This is a genomic window from Emcibacter nanhaiensis (genome assembly GCF_006385175.1).
In the GTDB taxonomy this organism is placed as follows: Bacteria; Pseudomonadota; Alphaproteobacteria; order Sphingomonadales; family Emcibacteraceae; genus Emcibacter; species Emcibacter nanhaiensis.
The window spans coordinates 1-21,836 of the sequence record NZ_VFIY01000010.1; the positions used below are offsets into that span (position 1 = coordinate 1).

The following is a 21,836-nucleotide window of genomic DNA, read 5'->3' on the forward strand; positions in this document are numbered from 1 at the left end:
GTCACCGACATATCCTGGTCCACCAGCAGGGTGCCGACCACGTCGCCGTCGCCGTTGCTGAAGGTATAGACATCATAGTCCTGGCCGTCGATATTTTCCGTGCCGATGACATCGGTCACGGCCAGGATGGCGCTCGCGGCAAAGGTCAGGCTGTCGGAACCATCGCCCATCACCACCAGCCGGTCGTCACTGTCAGTCATGTCGATCAGGTCCATGATGTCGAGGGTCAGCGCGTTGGCGCCGCCGTCGGTCGCCAGGTCGACCGTTTCCAGGCCGCTGAGGTTATTGTTGTTGATTGCCGTGAGGTCGAGGTCGCTGCCGTCCAGCCGCAGGCTGTCCGCCCCGCCGCCGCCCTCGAGGCGGAAGAAATCAGTTGTATCGATAATGAAAGTATCATCGCCGTAGCCGCCGTACAGCACATCGCCGCCGCCGTCGGAGGTGAGGGTATCGTCACCGAGGCCACCGACCAGGCTGTCGCCGGCGCCGGCGCCGCCGTCGGCAACCAAGGCATCGTCCCCGACGGTCCCTTCAATGACATCGCCGGTGTTGTCGCCGCCATAGATCACATAGGAGGCGCCGGCCGAAAGTCCTCCCGTATCTTCATAAAGGGCGCCAACAACCAGATCATCATAGCCATCACCATTGACGTCCCCGGCGGACGAAACAGAATAGCCGGCTTTGTCTCCCACTTCAGCACCAACCGCAAAATAACCTTTGCTGCCGTCCGCGGCTTCCATCGCCGTCAAGTCAATATTGACCAGCGAGGCAGCCCCGTAAACTACATAATAGGCGCCGGAGGCACCGCCGCCACTGTCTTCGCCGTAAGCCCCGATCAGGATATCATCGTAACCATCGCCATTGAGGTCACCGGCGGAAGAAACTGAATAGCCGCTGAAGTCATTGGCCTCACCGCCGTAAATCATAATACCGTGACCGCCAATCCCCAGTTCAACCTGTTGCAGGTCGAAATTGGTCAGTCCGGCACCGCCAAAAAGAACATAGGTGGCACCGGCCGCAGACCCTCCGGTGTCTTCTCCATAGCTGCCGACAATAAAATCGTCATAACCGTCACCGTTGACATCCCCGGCAGCGGCAAGTGCGCGGCCTGCTTCATCGCTGGCGTCATTACCGTAGATTGCAATCCCATCGGCTCCGCCGCCACTTTCGATGTCTGCCAGATTGATATCGGACAGACCGCTGCCGCCATAAATCAGGTAGGTTGCCCCTGCTTCGCCTCCCCCCGTGTCTTCACCGCGCGCCCCGATGAGAAAATCGTCATAGCCGTCATTATTCACATCACCGGCCGCAGAGACCGTGTAGCCGCTGAAATCGTCCAGTTCGGCACCGTAGATGACAAACCCCTGGGATCCGTCGCCACCTTCGATATCCGCCAGGCTGAGATTCACGAGCCCGGTACCGCCATAGACAAGGTAGGACGCCCCGGCGTCGGTATCGGTCGTGTCCTCACCATAGGCACCGATAACAAAATCATCGAACCCGTCCCCGTTGATGTCACCGGCCGAGGAAATCGCCAGCCCGCTGTAATCGCCAGCCTGCGCGCCGGTGACGATAATGCCATTGCTGCCGTCCCCGCTCTCGATATCCGACAAGTCGATATTCACCAGGCTGTTGCCGCCGTAAATCACATAGGAGGCCCCGGCATCTGCTCCGCCCGTGCTTTCCCCCTGGGCGCCGATCAATATATCGTCATAGCCGTCCCCGTTGATATCACCGCCGCTCGAGACAATACTGCCGCTCAGGTCCGAAGCAGCGGATCCGAAAATAGCGATACCTGACGACGGGTCCCCGGCCTCGATATCCGCAAGGCTGAAGGAAGACAGGTCCGTGCCGCCGTATATAAGATAGGTCGCGCCGGAGCTTGCCCCGCCGGTTGTTTCCTCGGATGCCCCGATCAGGAAATCGTCAAGGCCGTCACCGTTGACATCACCGGCCGAGGACACCCAGATCCCGCTCTGGTCGCCGCCCTCTGCCCCCCAGACCGTAATACCGGCAACACTGCCTGCCTCGATAGTCGACAGGGCAAGCTTACCATCCACCGGTTCGTCGACAACATTGATCGTCACTGACAGCGTATCGGTGCTTAATCCGTCACTGACCTGTACTTCGATGTTGTAAGAGGGCGTCACATCGTAATCAAGGGTCTGGCCCGCAGCCAGGGTTACTTCACCTGTCACTGCATCGATTTCAAACGTGCCCGAGGCATCGTCCGTCAGGCTGTATACCAGGCTGGCGGAATCATCGCCATCGGTCGCAGTCGCGGTATAAATGACATCCGTTTCCGAATAGCCCTCCCCGGCAAGGGTCGTCGTCCCGCTGGTCAGGACCGGGGGAAACTCATTGATGTCGGTCACGCTGATGGTGACATCTTTCTCGACCGTATTTGTACCGTCAGCCACGGACACCGTAATCTGGTGGGAAGTGGAATTTTCATAATCCAGGGACTGACCGGCCGCAAGCGAGACAACCCCGCTTACCGCATCGATCTCGAAAAGTCCCGAAGCATCATCGGTCAGGCTGAATGTCAGCGTCGCCCCCGCATCGGGATCTGTCGCCTGGGCGGTATATATTACAACTGAATCTGCGATATCCTCGCTCACCGTGGCGCCGGCCCCTGAGGTGAAACCTGGGGCCTCGTTTTCATCCCCCACCGTGACCGTCACATCCTGCTCGACCGTATGCGTACCGTCAGTCACGGACACTGTAATCTGATAGGACGCCGTATCTTCATAATCCAGCGACTGCCCCGCCGCCAGCGTAACCTCGCCACTGGCCGCATCAATCTCGAACTTCCCGGCTGCGTCATCGGTCAGGCTGTATGTCAGTGATGCCCCGGCGTCCGCATCTGTCGCCTGTGCTGTGTACACCACGACATCTTCTGCGATATTTTCTGCCGCCACCGTACTGGCAGACGAGGTAAACTGCGGTGCCTCATCAATATCCTCCACCGTAATGGTGATGTTTTTTTCAACAATAGCGATGCCGTCGCTGACCGATATCGTAATCTGGTGGGAGGTAGCGGTTTCATAGTCCAGGGACTGTCCAGCCGCCAGGGTGACTTCGCCACTTACCGGATCGACCTCAAACAGGCCGGACGCATCGTCGGTCAGTCCGAAGGTAAGGTCGTTGCCATTAAAATCGGAAGCGGTTGCCGTATAAATCACATCATCCGTACCGACAGTTTCTGCGATGACAGCACCGTCCCCCGAATTGATTTCCGGCGCGGTATTCAGGACGGTGACGACGATATAGGCAATATCCTGCTGGGTGCCATTGCTTGCAGTATATTCAATTCTTATCTCGCCAACCAGATCAGGCGGCGTGTTGATCATAATTTCTCCGCTCGCAGCATCAAAGGAAAGCTGCACCCCGATCGGTGTATCAGCCGCCAGCGCCACAGCCGTCATCTCCAGGCCGGCGTCGGATATGTCGTTGGCAAGAATATCAGCCGCCTGCAGAACAGTTTCTCTTCCGGCGTCAACCTGATAAAAATCGGGAACCGCCGTCATGACACCATCCACAACGGTGAGCCCGTCGCCTTCCTCCGCCAAGGCATCCACCAGCTGTCCAACGGCGGTTTCGTCATACGCTGCTGACAAATCGGCGACGGATACCTCCCCCGCCGACAGGCCGAACAGGCTTTCCGGCAGAATATAGGTTGCAACAATGGCTGCCGCCTGGTTTTCACCGGAAGAAACCCCCGGCGTTGTCGCCAATTCGTCCAGGACCTGTGCGATTGCCCCAGCCGCCGCCTGGGTCACCGGAGCAGAAAGATTATCCGCCGCGTCAAGCGCATCTATGATATTTTCAATAACCAGGGCATCGGACAGGTCTGCAGTAGCGTCCTCAAGCAGGGTTGCCACAATCTGCTCCGTAACCGCGGCCTGCAGCCCATTGTCGTCATTGTTCACCCCTGCCCCTTCCATCAGGGCAGTAATATTCAGAACCAGAGCAATGACCGTCTGCCCCGCATGCAGCACAAACGCTGCATCGGGATCGCCACCGGCTTCGGCGGCGACGGGATCGTAGCTTGGAATATCCACGGTATCGGCAAGACCGAAAGCGGTCCTGACGACAGTTTCCTCGACTCCCCCGACAAGCAGTGTGGTCAGCGGCGATATGACCGTGGATCCCGCCGGAGCGGTCAGGACCAGCCCGTCATAGGAAACCCCGGTACTGGTATCAACGCCACCAATCGACGTGAGGGTTCCCGTAGCGCCAGATTCCACTTCCAACTGAAAAGCACCTGAACTATCTGAAGTGACACTGACTTCACCGTCATCGAGAATATTATTGTCGTCTTCATCAAGGAAAACTGTGGCGCCTTCGATATACCCATCCACGACAAGTCCACTGACCTGCTGGACCGTATTCTGGGGCGGCGCGACAGCAAAACCTTCAAACTCGCTGCAGGAAGCAAGCAGGAACGGCACAGCAACGGAGCCGGCGCTCCCCGCTATTCGGCGCTTCCCGGCGGTAAGGCGGGCTGCTGAATGACGTCCGGTCACGGGCTTTCCCGTTTCAGATCTCACCTTGACAACCCCCTACTCTGCCTGGACCAAAACAAATTCTTCTTCTGTACCTGTTCACCAGTTCAAGTACCTTTTTCTTTCCCCTGTTAAAACACCCAAACTATACACCTGTTATCGTTAACATAATCCTATAGTTTCATATACTTGGCTCGCCTGTGCCCGGAAACGGCCTGAAACAGGTCGGTTCTCCATGTTTTACCCCTCTCTAGCGACTATCTCCCTGTTATTATTTGAAAATATCCTCCGCCGCCGAGCGTGCGCCGTGCTTGCTGGAAATTTCTGCTTCCGTGCGGGTAATTTCCGCTTTCAGCAGATCAATCCTCTCCCTGAGATATTCGATGGAATGGATAGCAAGGTCTTCCCGACAGACATCTTCCAGACTTGAGCCCTTTAACAGTTCAAATTCTTCATCATCCATCACATCTATTCCTCACTGGCCTCTTGATTTTTTCCGCAGATCTTTCATTTTGAACAGTATAACCACGTTTACAGCAACATTGAATCAGGAATTCCCATGTCCGTGCCCCTCCCCGAAAATATGCAGGTTATAGAAATCGCCGAAGCCGACGGGACGCCTGTCCTGAAACCAGCCGAGCGGCCCTTGCCGGCGCCGAAAGAGGGAGAAGTCCTGATCCGGGTCGCTGCCGCAGGGGTCAACCGCCCCGACATCATGCAACGCAAGGGACTTTACCCGCCACCGCCCGGCGCCTCCGACATTCCCGGCCTGGAAGTGGCCGGCATGATCGTCGCTGTCGGTAAAAATGTGGAACGCTGGAAAATCGGCGACGAGGTTTGCGCCCTGGTCACCGGCGGCGGCTATGCCGGCTATTGCGCCGCCCCCGCGGGCACCTGCCTGCCGGTGCCGGACGGCCTCGGCATGGCCCAAGCTGCGGCGCTGCCGGAAACCTTTTTTACCGTATGGTCCAATGTATTTGACCGCGGCGCCCTCAATGAAGGCGAAACCTTCATGGTGCATGGCGGCACCTCCGGCATTGGCACCACCGCGATCCAGCTGGCCAAGGCTTTTGGCGCCACGGTGATTGCCACCTGTGGTTCCGATGAAAAATGTACCGTCGCCCGCGACCTTGGGGCCGACCTGGCGATCAATTACAAAAGCCAGGACTTTGTCGAGGAAGTGAAAGGCTTTACCGGCGGCCGCGGTGTGGACGTCCTGCTCGATATGGTGGCGGGCGATTATGTAGACCGGAACCTGAAAGTCATGGCCGAGGATGGTCGCCTGGTAATGATTGCGGTCCAGAAAGGCCCCAGGGTGGAGGTCAATGTCTTGCCGATCATGCTGAAACGCCTGACCTTTACCGGCTCTACTCTGCGCGCCCGGGAAGTGGCCTTTAAACAGATGATTGCGGAAAAGCTGGAAGCCAACGTCTGGCCACTGTTGTCAGAAGGCAAAGTCAAACCACTGATGGGCCGCAGTTTTGCCCTTGATGAGGCCGACGGGGCCCATGCCTGGCTGGAAAGCGGGGAAAACGCCGGGAAGATTGTCCTGACCGTCTGAAATGGTACCCCTATCATAAAAGAAGAGCGCCTGTTAAGGCGCTCCTCCCAGTCTCTACCCCTTGTTTAAAACTGCTCCGGACCAGGTTTGTTATTGTTATTCCCCGGATCTGCCGGAAGCGGAGGCTTTTTGTTATTTTTTTCTCCGGAATTCTTTTCGATAAATATATGCGTATCTTACCGGTCAGCAAAATACGCATATACTGTTTGAATATCAGCGTGCCTTAGGCGGCGCGGATCTGGCTCAGGAAGTTCTCCAGCTGCTGGCGCAGTTCATTGGACTGTGCAGACAGGCGCTGGGCAGACGTCAGTACGGCGCCGGCAGCTTCACCCGTGCTCTTCGCACCTTCATTCACCTCGTGAATATTGCTGGTAACTTCCTGGGTACCGGCAGATACCTCGGAAACATTACGGGCAATCTCATGGGTGGAGGCATCCTGCTCTTCCACGGCAGAGGCGATGGTGACAGATGTCTCATCGATCTGCTTGATCACATTTTCAATGCCGGTGATGGCAGCCACGGCTTTTTCAGTCGCAGCCTGCATACCGCCAACCTGGCTGGTGATCTCTTCGGTTGCCGTTGCCGTCTGGCTGGCCAGGTTTTTCACCTCGGACGCCACAACAGCGAACCCTTTGCCGGCTTCGCCGGCGCGGGCGGCCTCGATGGTGGCGTTCAGGGCCAGCAGGTTGGTCTGGTTGGCAATGTCGTTGATCAGGTTGATCACATCGCCAATCTTCTGGGCAGCAGACACCAGGCCCTGGATTTCGCCGGTGGCGCGTTCGGTTTCCTGAACAGCGTTACGTGAGTAACTGCTGGACTGGGAGACCTGGCCACTGATTTCCTTGACCGAAGCGGACAGCTGCTCTGCAGCACTGGCCACCATCTGGATGTTGGCGCTGGCCTGCTCGGACGCGGCTGTCACAGCCTGGGACTGACGGTTGGTTTCTTCGGCAACCGCAGACATGCCCTGGGCAGCCACTTCCATTTCACCGGAAGCGGTGGAAACGCTGTTCACGATTTCCATCACAGAAGCCTCAAAGTCGTCAGCAAGGGCCAGCATTTCGCGACGGCGCTCTTCGCGGGCCTGTTCTTCACGCTGCTCTTCACGACGACGCTGCTCTTCCTCGGCCTGACGCTGGGATTCAGCTTCGGCTTCTTTCTGCTTACGGCGTTCTTCTTCAGCGGTGCGCTGTTCATCCTCGAGACGGATTTTCTCGATCGCCGCATCCTTGAAGACCTGCAGGGCGCGAGCCATGATGCCGATTTCGTCACCGCGCTCGGTGCCGTGAACCTCGGCGTCAAGATCACCCTCGGCAATGTCGCTCATGACCTCGCCAAGATCGTTCAGCGGTTTGACCACACGATAAACCACCATCCAGATCGCTGCACCGCCAACCACCATGGTTGTCAGCAGAACAAAGATAGCGAATACCATGCTGCCGGTCGCAGCTGAGGAGGTTTCCTCGGCCATAACGGCAGTCATTTCCCCGGCCGCCCTGCTCAGTTCCAGGATCGGAAGCGTTGCATCAGAGGCCGCATTAACCCACTGATCGGCAGTGACCGGATAGGGCTCCTCGATCTGTGAAGCGGAATAAACGCTCTGACGCAGGGATTCTGCATATTCTTTGAAGAACACATCTTCCACCTTCGTCATCATTTTCGCCATATTGGAGTCGACATAGCTGCGATCCAGGAAGGCATGTGTCTGGTTCCAGGAGGCGTTGATCTGGCCGCCGTAAACGGAAAGCAGCTGCATGCGCAGGGAGGACAGCGGACGTTCGCTGGCGATGGCAGCGCCAATCACGGCCCATTCCTGGTCAGCATAGTCGCTCATGACGAACAGAGCATGTTTAAGCTGCTGCGAAATGGCGAACTTGTTGTTGGAAATGCCGGTTTCCATAACCAGTCCCATCCGCAGATCGGTCAGAGCATCAATAAGGTTTGATGTCATTTTATAGAAGTGACGATCAGCTCGGGAGGATTTGCTTTTACCAGTCTCGTCAACATATTCGGCCTTCGGGCGGTCTGCCTTGTCGGCACCCATCGCTAAATAGGCAGCCTTCTGAGCATTCTGATATTCGGCATATGCCTGTTCGACAGCGCCAATCAGCTCTTTTTTGCCGGCAAATTCATCGATATCCTGTGCCATCCCGAGCGCGCTTTTGTAGGCAGCATCAGCTTTTTCGCTTTCAGCTTCTGCCTGGGCCCGCTTTGCAGAACTGCCTGCCGTGTCGCTTCCCAGAACCGTATTGACGATCCCGCGCTCCACAGAGAAATAATGTGCCGCATTCAGCAGATGGTCTGAAGTTTCATTCACCTGAACGATCAGATCCGCTTCAGACATTTCATCCGCTGCCTGGAACGCAGACATGGCACTGTATGTTAATACAGACAGAACAAGCATCCCCACAATTCCAAACAAAGAATTTCGAATGGTAAACCAACTGCCTGTCTTACTGGTTTTTGTATTCAAGATTTCATTATCACTCATACTTTTATCCGCCAAGCCGTTATCTAAAATTAAAATCAGAGGGAGGTACCCAACTATTCTGTTTTGCCTGTGCCCTGAAATCCGGACAGACTTCTCCCTTACAGTCACCTTATAGGGGGGGAACTTTAAAAATATCGTTAACAGGATAAGTGGGATTTTATTTTTCCCGCCGAGACCAGCACAAAATCAAAGGGGAGCAGCCCCTGCCGCTCCCCTGAAAGACATGATTCGCGCTATTTCCCGCGTTACCGTCCCTGGGTCCGCCAGTTCTTGATGGCATCAAAGATGAAGGCCCGGTCGGAAATGTCGTTTTGCCAGTCGCTGGAATATTCGGGATTCGTACTTGACGGCCGCTTGTGCTCATCAAGATTGTCGAATTTCACCCGCACCGGTGCGCGCACCCCTTCCCCCACAATCAGGGCCTCCCGGTTCTGCAGCGAGGACAGAGCTGCCAGCGACCCCTTGGCCCCTTCGGGCATCACATGCTCAACGAAATTCTGGTCCCGTTCATTGTTCATGCGCATGGCGAAAATGGTCCCGCACTGGGACAGGGCGGATTCGGAAACGTCTGCCGGACGCTGGGACACCAGTCCAAGGGACACGCCGTATTTACGGCCTTCCTTGGCGATCCGTTCAATGGCCTTGCGGGTGGAGGCAAAAACCGTATGATTTTCGGTCGGCACATAGCGGTGCGCTTCTTCACAGACCAGCAGGATTGGTTTGGCGTCCCGGCCCTTACTCCAGACCGCAAAGTCAAACACCAGGCGGCTGATCATGGATACCACCACATTCACGATCTCCGACGGCACACCTGACAGGTCGATGGTCGATACCGGTTTGCCGTTCACCGGGAACCGCAGCAGGTTACCGATCACCTCGGCCAGGTTGTCGTTGGCCAGCAGCCCCGAGAACATGAAGCTGAAACGGGCATCGCGGCGCAGCTCCTCGATCTTGTTCTTGAGGCGCATAAAGGGCTTCAGAGTATCCGGATTTTCCAGCTTGCCCATCTCGTTTTCAAGATATTTGAGCATGAATGACAATTTATAGGGAATCGGCGTGTCCACCGTGATCTTTTCCGAACTCAGGGCGTCAGCGGCATCGATTCTGGCGGCCTGCAGGCAGCGGCGCAGGATGTCAATTTCCACCTCCCGGTCGGCGGACCTGTTCAGCCCCACATACATTTCCACATGTTCCTCGAAATTCATCATCCAGTAGGGAAGCCGGAGGTTGTTAATATCGAAATGCTCGCCGCAATCCCGGAATGCGGCCTCATATTCATTATGAGGGTCCAGCATAAGGATATGGCTGTTGGGCATCCGTTCCACCAGCCGGTGAAGCAGCAGCGCCACGGTACAGGATTTACCCGTACCGGTACTGCCCAGCACGGCAAAATGCTTGCCGAGCATGGCGTCGGTCATCACGCTGGCCGGCGTGACATGCTGGGGAAAAACAGTGCCAACGTGAAAATGATTGCTATCGTTGGCGCCAAAGATGGATTCGATATCGTCCAGGGTGGTCTCGTAAACCATCTGCCCCGGGGACGGAAAATCAGACACGCCCCGGTCAAACAGAACCCCGGACGGCGCATAAGGGGCCTTGACCCCGTGTCCCAGATAATCAAGGTACATGATCACATGCTCGACCGGGCCGGTGGAATTTTCCTGACGGACCACTTCCCGCACCGAGGCATAGACAAATCCCTTGATCACCTTGATCTTGACGATGGCCCCGATCTGACCGGGCGGCAGAGTCGAATCATCCGTTTCCAGGGACCGGTTCAGTGATTTCAGCGCACACAGCGCCACAACGCCGTTACCGCTGACTTCAGTTACAAACCCAATTTCATGAGACAGTTCAAGGGCTAACTTACTCAGCCGTTCTGTCTGTTTTTCATCCAATAAGCCGTTCATCGTTTTCACATTGTATTTTTGCCTGTTTGTAGTATCATAAGGGCATCTCCGTTAACGATAGATAAAGAAACATTAGATTTTGCAGCAGCTTGCTGCCGGTTCGGGATATTTGTCGGTTTTTTTTGCAGAAAAGCGGGTTTTCTTTAGTTGACATTTATACGGATCGCATATAGTTTCCGCCGCAAGTTCAATTGTCGCCTTTGTGCGACCACAGTAAATTTGGGACGGACAAAGCGATGAAAATTGTAAATTCATTAAAGTCATTAAAAAACCGTCACCGTGATTGCCGTGTGATCCGCCGTCGTGGCCGGGTCTATGTAATCAACAAGACCAACCGCCGTTTTAAGGCGCGTCAGGGCTGAGTGACCAAGACTAGAATTCGCTGTTGGCGCAATGCTGACAGTTAATAGGAGACCGTGCTTCCCCCCCAAGAGCACGGTCTTCTTCATTGTGGGAACCTCTGTTGCCACAATTGACCACGGCCGGAGTCGTCCAGTGCATCATCCCGTGAGCGAACGAAAACCAGCCTGTGTTGTGTTTGACCTCGGCAATGTGCTGGTCAGGTGGCATCCCCGCAATGCCTTTGCGCCCCTGTTCCGGAATGACCCGCGGGACCTCGATCATTTCCTGGACAATATCTGCAACATGGACTGGCACAACCGTCTGGACGCCGGCCTCAGCTTTCGCGAGGGAATCACGGAACTGTCTGCCCGCTTCCCGGACCACGCAGACATGATCGCCGCCTATGACAGTCGCTGGAAGGAAATGTTCAACGGAGAAATCCGTGAGAATGTGGACCTGGTGAGGAAGCTGCATACCGACGGCGTGCCCCTGTTCGCCCTCACCAACTTCCCCAAAGAGAAATATGACGATTTCCGCCGCGCCTATGGGTTCATGGACAGTTTCCGGGATGTGGTCGTCTCCGGCCACGAAGGGGTAATCAAGCCGGACATGCAAATCTATCGAATCCTGCTGGAGCGAACCGGTTTCCCGGCCGAGCAAACCCTGTTCATTGATGATCGGAAGGAAAACATCCTTGCTGCGGACGCGTTAGGGTTCCAGACCCATCATTTCCAGTCCCCGAAACGGCTCACCGAAGAACTCCTCAACCAGGGGCTGTTGGCTTAGCTTTCCTGGTGGTCCGCCTGCACGCGGGCAATCCTGAGGACATTGGTTTTGCCCGGTGTGCCGAAGGGCATCCCGGCCATGATCACAATATAATCATTCTCCCGGGCAAAGCCGTATTCCAGGCACATGTCGCAAGCCTTGTCGATCATATCCTGAAAATTGACCGCATCCGCCGTATGGACGCAGTTCAGTCCCCAGAACAGGGTCAGCCGGCGGGCCGTCTCCAGATTGGGGGTTAACACCAGCATGGGAGTCACCGGCCGTTCACGCGACGCCCGCCGCGCGGTGGAGCCGGAACCGGTGTAGGTGACAATGGTTTTGGCCTTGATGGTCAGAGCCACCTGGCTGGCGGCCGCACTCAGCGCATCGGCCGAAGTGGATTCCAGCTTGGTTTCTTCCTGCCTGAGGGCACGGCGGTAGCTGGGTTCGCTTTCCGTGCGGGTGGCGATCCGGTCCATGGTGCTGACCGCCTCCAGCGGATACGACCCGGCAGCAGACTCGGCAGACAGCATGATGGCGTCCGCCCCGTCAAACACGGCGTTGGCCACGTCTGACACTTCGGCGCGTGTCGGGACCGGGCTGTTGATCATGCTTTCCAGCATCTGGGTCGCCACTACCACGCTCTTGCCGGCCCGGCGGGCATGGCGGATAATCTTCTTCTGCTTCGGCGGCACTTCCTCCATGGGCAGTTCCACGCCCATGTCGCCACGGGCCACCATCACTGCGTCAGACTGGGCAATGATTTCATCAAGAGCATACAGGGCGGAGGGTTTTTCCAGTTTGGACAGGATCGCCGCCCGGTCGCCAATAATCTCGCGGGCTTCCCGGACATCCTCCGGCCGCTGTACGAAAGACAGGGCCACCCAGTCAACACCGAGGTCGAGGACGAAACCCAGATCCCTGCGGTCCTTTTCCGTGAGCGCCGCCAGCGGCAGGATCGCATTGGGCACATTGACCCCCTTGCGATTGGATAACGGGCCGCCGACCACCACAGTGGTTTCAATGACCTCGGGCGAGACCTTGTCAATCATCAACCTGATCTTGCCGTCGTCGAGCAACAGGTGAGTGCCCGGCTGCACCGCCTCGAAAATTTCCAGATGGGGAAGTTCAACCCGCGCCGCGCTTCCGGGCGCCTTGTCCATATCCAGGGTGAATTTTTGCCCCTCCTGCAGGGTAACCTTGTCATTCTCAAAAGCACCGATGCGGAGTTTGGGGCCCTGCAGGTCGGCGAGGATACCGATCGGCCGGCCGGTCTGCTGCTCCACCTCGCGAATCATGCCGTGCAGCGCCGCCACATCCTTGTGGGCGCCGTGGCTCATATTGAGCCGGAAGACGTCCGCCCCCGCATCCGATAACTTGCGGATCATGTCGACGGTATTGCTGGAGGGACCAAGGGTGGCAATGATTCTGGTACAGCGCTGGCGGTGCATGAAGTTATCCTTGAGACTGGATGAAAAGCCGTTGTCCCCTATTAATAACATACTGAACCAACAAGGTGAATCTTTTATGATACTGCAGTTAACCATTTTGCTGTTAATTCATAATTTTACTGTTCTTATAACCCCCTTAGATGCTGGCTCCACTCCCTTACTTGACTTTACCGGACGGCTGCATACCTTAGTCACAAGGGTAATCCGGAAAACGAAAGAGACATGCAGCAGACATCCCGCAAACACGCCACCGCCGCGGAACAGACCGAGGCCTATGAAATCCTCAATCCCGAGGGAAAAGCCAATATTGTGCTGATCTGCGAGCATGCCAGCAACTTCATACCGGAGGAATTCGACAACCTCGGCCTGAGCGGGCCGGACCTGCAGCGCCATATCGCCTGGGATATCGGCATGGCGGAAATTACCCGCCAGATGTCTGAGGCGCTGGATGCGCCGGCCATCCTGGCGCGCTTTTCCCGGCTGTTGATCGATCCCAACCGGGAACCGGATCATGCCACCCTGATCCCGGACGTCAGCGACAAAACCGTGATCCCCGGCAACCGGAACCTGGACCAGGCTGCAACCCGGGACCGTCTGGATCGATTTTACCATCCCTTCCACGACCGGGCCGAACAGCTGGTAAGGCACAAGGCCCGCGGCGGACATGTGCCGCTGGTGTGCGGCATGCACAGCTTCACCCCGGTGATGAACGGCGCCCCCCGTCCCTGGCACGCGGGCATGCTGTGGAACCGGGATCCGCGCCTGGCCCGGGAACTGATCGACCGGCTGCAGCACAAGCACGGGCTGATGGTCGGCGACAACAAACCCTATTCCGGCCGCGACCTGTTCCATACCATGAACCGGCATGGCGCCGATCACGGCTACCCCCAGGTCACGATCGAGGTCCGGCAAAATGAAATTAACACGGCTGCCGGCCAGCAGAAATGGGCCCGGCTGCTGGGGAAAGAGCTTGCAGAACTCGCCCAGGACAGAAGCCTGACTGTGATCAAGAAATTCTAACAACAGGAATTACTATGGACGAACAGACCCGCATCGAAATAGAAGCCGCCGCCTTTCGCCGGCTGCTGTCCCACCTCTCCAAACGCACTGACGCCCAGAATATCGACCTGATGGGGCTCGCCGGTTTCTGCCGCAACTGCCTGGCCAACTGGTATCAGGACGCCGCCGGAGAGCGCGGCATCGAACTGGACAAGGCCGAAGTCCGCGAAATCATCTACGGCATGCCCTATAAGGAATGGGCGGCAAAATACCAGACGGAAGCCACCCCGGAACAGATGCAGAAAATGGAGGAAAGCCTCAGGAAAAACGAGGAACTGTGAGGCCTGTCCCCGCCATTCTGAATTAGTTTGAATTTCCGGTTGCGCTGCCCCGGGCAGCCGGATAATGTGCGTCTTCAAATTTCAAATCGGGCTCAAATTTCAAAGCAGGAGCAATATTCATGACAGAAGCAGGTGGCATCGCTGCAGAGGCCTTACGGTCCTATATTGAACGCATCGAACGTCTGGAAGAAGAAAAAGCCAATCTGGCGGCAGACATCAAGGATGTCTATTCCGAAGCCAAAGCCACAGGTTTTGATGTGAAAATCATGCGCCAGATCATCCGCCTGCGTAAAATGGAAGAACATGACCGCCAGGAAATGGAAGCCCTGCTGGATACCTATGCCCATGCCTTGGGCATGATCCGGGGATAAGCGGGACAGTCCGGAAACGATCAAAGGGCGGCACGGCCGCCCTTTTTATTTGCCAAACCTGTTGTCAGTCCTATTTGTCCATATTCATGGCTTCGACGATTTTCTTCGTGCGGGCATCCGCCTTGGCGCTATGAATGACAAAAATGGCGTGGCCGACCGCAATCCCCCACAATATCCAGCCGCCCAGCAGCAGGAAAACAAATCCCACAATCCAGATCACCAGGTTGATGATTGCCTGGAAAATCTTGCCATAGACAAACAAGGCAACGGGCGGCAAAAAGAAAGCCAGCAAATAAATCATTCCTCAAACCCTTAATATTGACAGGACTTAATATATTGCGGCTGAGCGGGAGGAATTCAAGAATTATCTGGAGCAGCGTCCTGGTCGCCATCCTTGTCCGTGGCGGCATCAAGACCCAGTTCGGAAATTTTCCGGTATAGCGTGGAACGTCCGATGCCGAGGCGGCGGGCAATCTCGGACATCTTGTTGTCATACATCCGAATGGCCAGGGTGATCATGTCGTTTTCCACTTCGGCCATGGGGCGGATATCGCCTTTGTCATCAAGAACGGCGACTGGCGAGATCGAATACCCCCCGGCCTCCCCCCCAGAGGTGACAGACAAGGCACTGCCCTCAAAATTTTCCGGATGATTATGCAGGGTTGCCAGAATCTGGGGGAAATCTTCCGGCGTAATATTTTCCCCCTCGGACAGGATTACGGCCCTGAAGATGGCATTTTCAAGCTGGCGCACGTTTCCGGGCCAGCTGTAGCTGTTGAGCAGATTCAGGGCGTCTTCACTGAGCGGCCTGCGGACACGGCCCTCGGCGGCGCTGATTTTGTCAACGAAATGCAGGGCCAGTTTCTCGATATCCCCGGCCCGCTCCCTGAGCGGCGGCAGGGTGATCGGAAACACATTCAGGCGGTAATAAAGGTCTTCCCGGAAATGACCGGTTTCCACCAGGTCCTTCAGCTTCTTGTTGGTGGCGGAAATCAGCCGCACATCCACCGTGACCGATTCCCGGCTGCCGATGGGGTCAACTTCACCTTCCTGCAGCACCCGCAAGAGCTTGACCTGCAGATCAAGCGGCAGTTCTCCGATCTCGTCGAGGAAAATGGTGCCGCCGTCGGCTTCGACAAATTTACCTTCATGCCGTTCCGTGGCGCCGGTGAAGGATCCCTTTTCATGGCCAAACAGGATGGATTCCACCAGGTTGGCCGGGATTGCACCGCAGTTGACCACCACAAAGGGTTTGCCGGCGCGGTCACTGGAGCCCTGAATGGAGCGGGCGAAAACTTCCTTACCAACCCCGCTTTCCCCTTCAAGCAGGATCGGCACATTGGCCCGGGCGCCTTTTTTGGCCAGTTCAATGGCCTGGCGGATTGCCGGGCTGTCCCCCATCAGGTCCTGGAAATTCATGATGCCGTCCCACTTGCGGGTCAGGCGTGACACCTCGCCGGACAGCTGGTTCAGCTTGAGGGCGTTTTCAATGGAGACCTTGAGCCGGTCCACACCGGCGGGTTTGGCAATGAAATCGATGGCCCCGGCCCGCATGGCATTCACCGCAGAGTCCAGGCTACTGTGCGCGGTCAGGACAATGACCGGTACAATCAGGTTTTCCTCGGATAATTTTTCCAGAACTTCAATCCCGCTGATATCGCCGAGCACCAGGTCCAGCAGCACCAGGTCCACCTGGATAGGTTGCACACCGCACAACATATCGAGTGCTTCCCGACCGCTGCTGGCCATGACCGTATTGTAACCGGCCTTTTCCAGGGCGATCTGGAGCATCTTGCGTTGAGTTTCCTCATCTTCGACGATCAGGATCAGTTTTCTCATATCGACATTCTGCTTTGTTTATAGTTATTTTTCTTTCCCTAATGTCCCAATACGGGACAAAAGTTAAAAAAACCGAAAAATCCCCGAGATTGTCCCAATTTGGGATGATTTTTGGCCATTTTTACGGCATGTTGTCAAAATTGGACGCCGGCCGGCCCTTGGCGTCCCCGGCAAATCCCCTATATGAAAAGATATTCCCATCGTTCAAATCAGGACACATCAGACATGACCAAACAGGACCTGGACATCACCAAACTTCCCCACTGGGACCTTACCGACCTTTATCCCGCGCTCGACTGTAAGGAACTGGAACAGGATTTCACCCACCTGATGAAGCAGGCCGAAGAATTTGCCGGAAGCTACAAAGGCAAATTATCCAGCCTGTCCGCAGAAGAAATGTTCGAGGCCCTGACGGCCTATGAAGCGATGGAAACCAGAATGGGCCGCATCTACAGCTACGCCGGTCTGCTCTATGCCGGGGACATGACCGACGGCAAGATCGCCCAGTTTTACCAGACCGCCCATGAAAAGCTCAACAACATCGTCAGCAAGGTGCTGTTCTTCACCCTGGAACTGAACAAGATCGACGACAAGGTGATCGACGGCTGGCTGGACAGTTCAGCGGAGCTGCGGCGTTATGCCTCCTGGTTTGACGGGGTCAGGCTTTATCGTCCCTACCAGCTGGAAGACAAGCTCGAAGAACTGTTGCATGAGAAATCGGTGGCCGGGCGCGCCGCCTGGAACCGGCTGTTCGACGAGACCATGGCCGGGCTTAAATTCAGCTTCCGGGACCCGGACAACGGCGAGGTCCGGGAACTGGGCACCGAAGAATGCCTCGACCTGCTGAGCAACAAGGACGGAGCGATGCGCAAGGCCGCCGCCGAAGCCCTGGACGAGACCTTCGACAAGAACATCCGCCTGTTTACCCTGGTCACCAACACCCTGGCCAAGGAGAAGGAAATCGAGGACCGCTGGCGCCGCTATGAAAACCCCACCACCGCCCGGCACCTGTCCAACCGGGTCGAGCAGGAAGTGGTCGACGCCCTGGTTGGCGCGGTCAAGGACGCCTACCCCCGGCTGTCGCACCGCTATTACAAGCTCAAGGCCCGGTGGTTCGGGGTGGACAAGCTAAACTGGTGGGACCGCAATGCGCCGCTGCCGGAAACCGACGATAAACTCTATCAGTGGGATGACGCCACCGCGACGGTGCTCTCAGCCTACCGCCGCTTCTCCCCCAAACTGGCGGAGGTCGGCCAGAAGTTCTTCGACAATAACTGGATCGACGCCCCGGTCCGTCCCGGCAAGTCACCGGGCGCCTTCGCCCACCCGACCGTCACCGACGCCCACCCCTACCTGCTGCTCAATTATCTGGGCAAAAGCCGCGATGTCATGACCCTGGCCCACGAGCTCGGCCACGGCGTGCACCAGGTGCTGGCGGCCGGACAAGGCGAACTGCTGTCCTCCACGCCGCTGACGCTGGCTGAAACCGCCAGCGTGTTTGGCGAAATGCTGACCTTCCAGTCCATGCTCGATGCGGAAAAGGACGAGGCGCGCAAGAAGCTGCTGATCGCCGGCAAAGTGGAAGATATGCTCAATACCGTAGTGCGCCAGATCGCCTTCTATGATTTCGAGGTCCGGGTCCATAACGCCCGCAAGGACAGCGAACTGAGCAGCGAGGACCTGAGCAAAATCTGGATGGACGTACAGACCGAAAGCCTCGGCGACGCCTTCATCTTTGATGACAAATACCGGCACTTCTGGTGCTATATCCCCCATTTCATCCATAGCCCCTTCTATGTCTATGCCTATGCCTTTGGCGACTGCCTGGTCAACTCGCTTTATGCCACCTACCTCAAGGCCCCCGAAGGGTTCGAGGCCAAATATCTAGGCATGCTGGCCGCCGGCGGCAGCCTGCATCACCGGGACCTCCTGAAACCCTTCGGACTGGATGCTTCCGACCCGGCTTTCTGGAATACCGGACTCGACATGATCGCCGGCTATATCGACCAGCTGGAGTGATTGGTTTCACCCTAAACCATTAGTATCGCAGACAAACATCCCGTTTATTTGCGTTGCACAATAATTTATTTTGTCTACACTTTCCCTGAGGGCATCTGTGACAGCTGTGCATTTTTCATGATAGACTTCGCTCTGTCACCGGCACAAGTGTGCCCTGGAATACCGTTTCACATGAGGGAACATTTTCGTGCGATGGTGTGATTTGCATCAAAGCACATAAAGACAAAGATAAAATACAATCAAGTAAAAGAAACTAATGGGAAAATGTCGGTATGAAATTAGCAATTCCAAAAGAACGGCGGGCGCATGAAAAGCGTGTCGCCGCGACCCCCGACACGGTCAAAAAGCTGATCCAGCTTGGTTTTGAGGTGTCGGTGGAAAAAGGAGCCGGGCTGCAAAGCAGCATCACGGATGCCGAATATGAAGCGGCCGGGGCCACCATCGCCGCCGATGCCGCCGCCGCCTACAAAGGGGCAGAGATTATATTCAAAGTGCAGCGGCCGCTGCATGCAGCCGAAGGCGACCTTGATGAAATCGCCCTGGTCGAACCGGGCGCCAGGCTGATCGCCAGCCTCGCCCCCTATGCGGATACCGCCATGCTGGACATCTATGCCAAGGGCAGGATCGAGGCCTATGCCATGGAGCTGATGCCGCGCATTACCCGGGCCCAGAGCATGGACATCCTGTCGTCCCAGTCCAACCTGGCCGGCTACCGGGCCGTCATTGACGGCGCCTATGAATATGGCCGCGCCTTCCCGATGATGATGACCGCCGCAGGCACGGTTGCCCCGGCCAAGGTCATGGTCATGGGCGCAGGCGTCGCCGGTCTGCAGGCCATCGCCACCGCCAAACGGCTCGGCGCCATTGTTTCCGCCACCGATGTGCGCCTGGCCGCCAAGGAACAGGTGGAAAGCCTCGGCGGTAAATTCGTCATGGTCGATGACGAGGAAGCCAAGCAGGCGGAAACCGCCGGCGGCTACGCCAGGGAAATGAGCGACGAGTATAAGGCCAAGCAGGCCAAGCTGATCGCCGACACCATCACCAAGCAGGACCTGGTCATCACCACGGCGCTGATCCCGGGCCGCGCCGCGCCGGTACTGGTCACCGATGAAATGGTGGAAAGCATGAAGCCGGGCAGCGTGATCGTTGACCTGGCGGTGGAACAGGGCGGCAATGTGACGCTCAGCAAGCTCGGCGAGATCGTCGAACACAAAGGCGTCAAGATCGTCGGCCACCACAATATGCCGAGCCGCCTCGCCGCCGACGCCAGCGCCCTGTTCGCCAAGAACCTGCTCAACTTCATCACCCCCCATGTGGACGGAGAGAGCAAGGCGCTGAATATCAATTACGAGGATGAAACCGTGAGCGGCATTCTGCTGACCCGCGACGGTTCAATCATTCATCCCAACTTCATTTCAGGAGGGAACTAAGATGGAAAAACTGCAGCAAATGGCCGATGTGGCCACCGGGGCGGCCCACGCCAGCCCGTTCCTGTCCCAGCTTTCCCTGTTCGTGCTGGCTATCTTTGTCGGCTATTATGTGGTCTGGAGCGTAACCCCGGCCCTGCATACCCCGCTGATGGCTGTGACCAACGCCATTTCCTCCGTGATTATTGTCGGCGCCCTGATCGCCGGCGGACCGGAAGGCATGAGCCTGGCCAAGGTGCTGGGCATCATCGCCATCGCCTTGGCCGCGGTGAATATCTTCGGCGGCTTTGCGGTCACCCAGCGCATGCTCGCCATGTACAAGAAAAAAGACAAGCCCGCCGCCGGCGGCGATAAAGCGTAAGGGAGGGTCTGAGTATGTCTGAACAAATGATTGCGGACCTGACCGCGCTCGCCTATCTGGTGGCCGGTGTCCTGTTTATCCTGTCGCTGCGCGGCCTCAGCTCCCCGGAAAGCAGCCGGCGCGGCAACACCTTCGGCATGATCGGCATGACCATTGCCGTCATCACCACCATCCTCAACCCGGAGATCGTCTCCTACACCTGGATCATCATCGCCCTGCTGGTGGGCGGCGGGATCGGCCTGGTCATCGCCCGGCGCATCCCCATGACCGCCATGCCGCAGCTGGTGGCGGCGTTCCACAGTCTGGTCGGCCTCGCCGCCGTGCTGGTGGCCGGGGCGGCCTTTCTGGAACCGCGGGCTTACGGCATTACCGACGCCTTCGGCGATATCTATGTGGCGAGCCGTATTGAAATGGCGCTTGGCGCGGCGATCGGCGCCATCACCTTCTCCGGCTCGGTGATCGCCTTTGCCAAACTCAACGGCAACATGTCCGGCAAGCCGATCCTGCTGCCGGCCCGGCACCTGATCAACGGCCTGCTGGCGCTCGGCATCATCGGGCTGATCGTTGCCTTCTGCCTCAGCGAAGGCGCGGCTTCCGGCGGCGGCATGCTGATGTGGTACATCATGGCCGCCAGTTTTGTGATCGGTTTCCTGATCATCATCCCGATCGGCGGCGCCGACATGCCGGTGGTGGTCAGCATGCTGAACAGCTATTCCGGCTGGGCCGCGGCCGGCATCGGCTTTACCCTCGGCAATAACGCCCTGATCGTCACCGGCGCCCTGGTGGGCTCCTCCGGCGCGATCCTCAGCTACATCATGTGTGCGGCCATGAACCGCTCCTTCATCAGCGTGATCCTGGGCGGCTTCGGCGGCGAGGATGCCGCGGCAGCAGGCGGTGAAGTGGAGGAACGCCCGGTCAAGCAGGGTTCCGCCGAAGATGCCGCCTTCATCATGAAAAACGCCGGCTCCGTCATCATCGTGCCGGGATACGGCATGGCGGTGGCCAAGGCCCAGCATGCGCTCCGGGAAATGGCCGACCTGCTGAAGGAAGAAGGCGTCAAGGTCAGCTACGCCATCCATCCGGTGGCGGGCCGCATGCCGGGGCATATGAACGTGCTGCTGGCCGAGGCCGACGTGCCCTATGACGAAGTGTTCGAGCTCGAGGATATCAACAGCCAGTTCAGCCAGACCGACGTGGCCTTTGTCATCGGCGCCAATGACGTCACCAACCCGGCCGCCAAGACCGACAAGTCGAGCCCGATTTACGGCATGCCGGTGCTGGATGTGGAAAATGCCGGCACGGTGCTATTCGTCAAGCGCGGCATGGCCGCCGGTTACGCCGGGGTGCAGAACGAGCTGTTCTTCCGTGACAACACCATGATGCTGTTTGCCGACGCCAAGAAAATGGTCGAGGATATCGTCAAGGCCATGTAATCCGGGCCATGTAGGCCGGAA

The 21,836-nt window shown here is 57.1% G+C and carries 17 protein-coding genes; 10 read left to right on the forward strand and 7 right to left on the reverse strand.

The features are described from left to right. Nucleotides 1-4,526 (reverse strand): beta strand repeat-containing protein (locus FIV46_RS09545; protein ID WP_181163166.1); only part of this gene is annotated, 4,526 nt, incomplete at its 3' end. Nucleotides 4,527-4,776: 250 nt separating this feature from the next. Then, complete coding sequence (locus FIV46_RS09550; protein ID WP_139940701.1) at nt 4,777-4,968, reverse strand: DUF1192 domain-containing protein; 192 nt, start codon at nt 4,966-4,968, stop codon at nt 4,777-4,779. Nucleotides 4,969-5,064: 96 nt separating this feature from the next. On the opposite strand from FIV46_RS09550, the gene FIV46_RS09555 reads away from it, so the two are divergent. Next, nucleotides 5,065-6,066, forward strand: coding sequence for an NAD(P)H-quinone oxidoreductase (locus FIV46_RS09555; RefSeq protein WP_139940702.1), 1,002 nt, complete (start codon nt 5,065-5,067; stop codon nt 6,064-6,066). Between the two features lie 223 nt (nt 6,067-6,289). Here the strand turns inward: FIV46_RS09555 and FIV46_RS09560 are convergent, their stop codons facing one another. Continuing rightward, complete coding sequence (locus tag FIV46_RS09560) at nt 6,290-8,410, reverse strand: methyl-accepting chemotaxis protein (protein WP_181163167.1); 2,121 nt, start codon at nt 8,408-8,410, stop codon at nt 6,290-6,292. A 392-nt stretch (nt 8,411-8,802) separates the two neighbouring features. Further along, nucleotides 8,803-10,467 (reverse strand): ATP-binding protein, encoded by a 1,665-nt coding sequence (locus FIV46_RS09565; protein WP_139940704.1) that lies wholly within the window; start codon nt 10,465-10,467, stop codon nt 8,803-8,805. Between the two features lie 236 nt (nt 10,468-10,703). Between FIV46_RS09565 and ykgO the strand changes: the two genes are divergently transcribed. After that, the gene (gene ykgO / locus FIV46_RS09570; protein ID WP_139940705.1) at nt 10,704-10,829 is read left to right on the forward strand and encodes a type B 50S ribosomal protein L36; all 126 of its coding nucleotides are present in this window, start codon (nt 10,704-10,706) and stop codon (nt 10,827-10,829) included. A gap of 133 nt (nt 10,830-10,962) precedes the next feature. Next, a complete protein-coding gene (locus FIV46_RS09575) occupies nt 10,963-11,595 on the forward strand; it encodes an HAD family hydrolase (RefSeq protein WP_181163168.1) in 633 nt (210 codons plus the stop codon). Here the strand turns inward: FIV46_RS09575 and pyk are convergent. Next, entirely contained in the window at nt 11,592-13,025 is a 1,434-nt protein-coding gene (gene pyk / locus FIV46_RS09580; RefSeq protein WP_139940707.1) for a pyruvate kinase, read from the reverse strand. The genes FIV46_RS09575 and pyk overlap by 4 nt on opposite strands. A 222-nt stretch (nt 13,026-13,247) precedes the next feature. On the opposite strand from pyk, the gene FIV46_RS09585 reads away from it, so the two are divergent. The 3 genes from FIV46_RS09585 to FIV46_RS09595 all read left to right on the forward strand — a co-directional run bounded on the left by FIV46_RS09585 (nt 13,248) and on the right by FIV46_RS09595 (nt 14,736). After that, nucleotides 13,248-14,045 (forward strand): N-formylglutamate amidohydrolase, encoded by a 798-nt coding sequence (locus tag FIV46_RS09585; protein ID WP_139940708.1) that lies wholly within the window; start codon nt 13,248-13,250, stop codon nt 14,043-14,045. A gap of 14 nt (nt 14,046-14,059) precedes the next feature. Further along, nucleotides 14,060-14,365 (forward strand): DUF1244 domain-containing protein, encoded by a 306-nt coding sequence (locus FIV46_RS09590; protein WP_181163169.1) that lies wholly within the window; start codon nt 14,060-14,062, stop codon nt 14,363-14,365. A gap of 119 nt (nt 14,366-14,484) precedes the next feature. After that, entirely contained in the window at nt 14,485-14,736 is a 252-nt protein-coding gene (locus FIV46_RS09595) for a DUF2312 domain-containing protein (RefSeq protein ID WP_139940709.1), read from the forward strand. A 70-nt stretch (nt 14,737-14,806) separates the two neighbouring features. Here FIV46_RS09595 and FIV46_RS09600 read toward each other — a convergent pair whose 3' ends face one another. Next, nucleotides 14,807-15,037 carry a YqaE/Pmp3 family membrane protein gene (locus FIV46_RS09600; RefSeq protein WP_139940710.1) on the reverse strand — a complete coding sequence of 77 codons (231 nt, stop codon included), beginning with the start codon at nt 15,035-15,037 and terminating at the stop codon, nt 14,807-14,809. A 56-nt stretch (nt 15,038-15,093) separates the two neighbouring features. Beyond that, the gene (locus FIV46_RS09605; RefSeq protein WP_139940711.1) at nt 15,094-16,575 is read right to left on the reverse strand and encodes a sigma-54-dependent transcriptional regulator; all 1,482 of its coding nucleotides are present in this window, start codon (nt 16,573-16,575) and stop codon (nt 15,094-15,096) included. Between the two features lie 225 nt (nt 16,576-16,800). On the opposite strand from FIV46_RS09605, the gene FIV46_RS09610 reads away from it, so the two are divergent. From FIV46_RS09610 to FIV46_RS09625, 4 genes are all read left to right on the forward strand, one after another. Continuing rightward, complete coding sequence (locus FIV46_RS09610) at nt 16,801-18,594, forward strand: M3 family oligoendopeptidase (RefSeq protein WP_219846057.1); 1,794 nt, start codon at nt 16,801-16,803, stop codon at nt 18,592-18,594. A 272-nt stretch (nt 18,595-18,866) separates the two neighbouring features. Continuing rightward, nucleotides 18,867-20,024, forward strand: coding sequence for a Re/Si-specific NAD(P)(+) transhydrogenase subunit alpha (locus tag FIV46_RS09615; protein WP_139940713.1), 1,158 nt, complete (start codon nt 18,867-18,869; stop codon nt 20,022-20,024). A 1-nt stretch (nt 20,025) separates the two neighbouring features. Next, a complete protein-coding gene (locus tag FIV46_RS09620; protein ID WP_181163170.1) occupies nt 20,026-20,382 on the forward strand; it encodes an NAD(P) transhydrogenase subunit alpha part 2 in 357 nt (118 codons plus the stop codon). 14 nt (nt 20,383-20,396) lie between these two features. Next, nucleotides 20,397-21,815, forward strand: coding sequence for an NAD(P)(+) transhydrogenase (Re/Si-specific) subunit beta (locus FIV46_RS09625; RefSeq protein ID WP_219846058.1), 1,419 nt, complete (start codon nt 20,397-20,399; stop codon nt 21,813-21,815). Nucleotides 21,816-21,836 lie beyond the last annotated feature (21 nt).

Bases quoted from the DNA above. Each gene is read 5' to 3' on its own strand.
- FIV46_RS09550 (WP_139940701.1), bottom strand. From the start codon at position 4,968: ATGGATGATGAAGAATTTGAACTGTTAAAGGGCTCAAGTCTGGAAGAT.
- FIV46_RS09555 (WP_139940702.1), top strand. From the start codon at position 5,065: ATGTCCGTGCCCCTCCCCGAAAATATGCAGGTTATAGAAATCGCCGAA.
- FIV46_RS09560 (WP_181163167.1), bottom strand. From the start codon at position 8,410: ATGTCTGAAGCGGATCTGATCGTTCAGGTGAATGAAACTTCAGACCAT.
- FIV46_RS09565 (WP_139940704.1), bottom strand. From the start codon at position 10,467: ATGAACGGCTTATTGGATGAAAAACAGACAGAACGGCTGAGTAAGTTA.
- ykgO (WP_139940705.1), top strand. From the start codon at position 10,704: ATGAAAATTGTAAATTCATTAAAGTCATTAAAAAACCGTCACCGTGAT.
- pyk (WP_139940707.1), bottom strand. From the start codon at position 13,025: ATGCACCGCCAGCGCTGTACCAGAATCATTGCCACCCTTGGTCCCTCC.
- FIV46_RS09585 (WP_139940708.1), top strand. From the start codon at position 13,248: ATGCAGCAGACATCCCGCAAACACGCCACCGCCGCGGAACAGACCGAG.
- FIV46_RS09590 (WP_181163169.1), top strand. From the start codon at position 14,060: ATGGACGAACAGACCCGCATCGAAATAGAAGCCGCCGCCTTTCGCCGG.
- FIV46_RS09595 (WP_139940709.1), top strand. From the start codon at position 14,485: ATGACAGAAGCAGGTGGCATCGCTGCAGAGGCCTTACGGTCCTATATT.
- FIV46_RS09600 (WP_139940710.1), bottom strand. From the start codon at position 15,037: ATGATTTATTTGCTGGCTTTCTTTTTGCCGCCCGTTGCCTTGTTTGTC.
- FIV46_RS09605 (WP_139940711.1), bottom strand. From the start codon at position 16,575: ATGAGAAAACTGATCCTGATCGTCGAAGATGAGGAAACTCAACGCAAG.
- FIV46_RS09610 (WP_219846057.1), top strand. From the start codon at position 16,801: ATGACCAAACAGGACCTGGACATCACCAAACTTCCCCACTGGGACCTT.
- FIV46_RS09615 (WP_139940713.1), top strand. From the start codon at position 18,867: ATGAAATTAGCAATTCCAAAAGAACGGCGGGCGCATGAAAAGCGTGTC.
- FIV46_RS09620 (WP_181163170.1), top strand. From the start codon at position 20,026: ATGGAAAAACTGCAGCAAATGGCCGATGTGGCCACCGGGGCGGCCCAC.
- FIV46_RS09625 (WP_219846058.1), top strand. From the start codon at position 20,397: ATGTCTGAACAAATGATTGCGGACCTGACCGCGCTCGCCTATCTGGTG.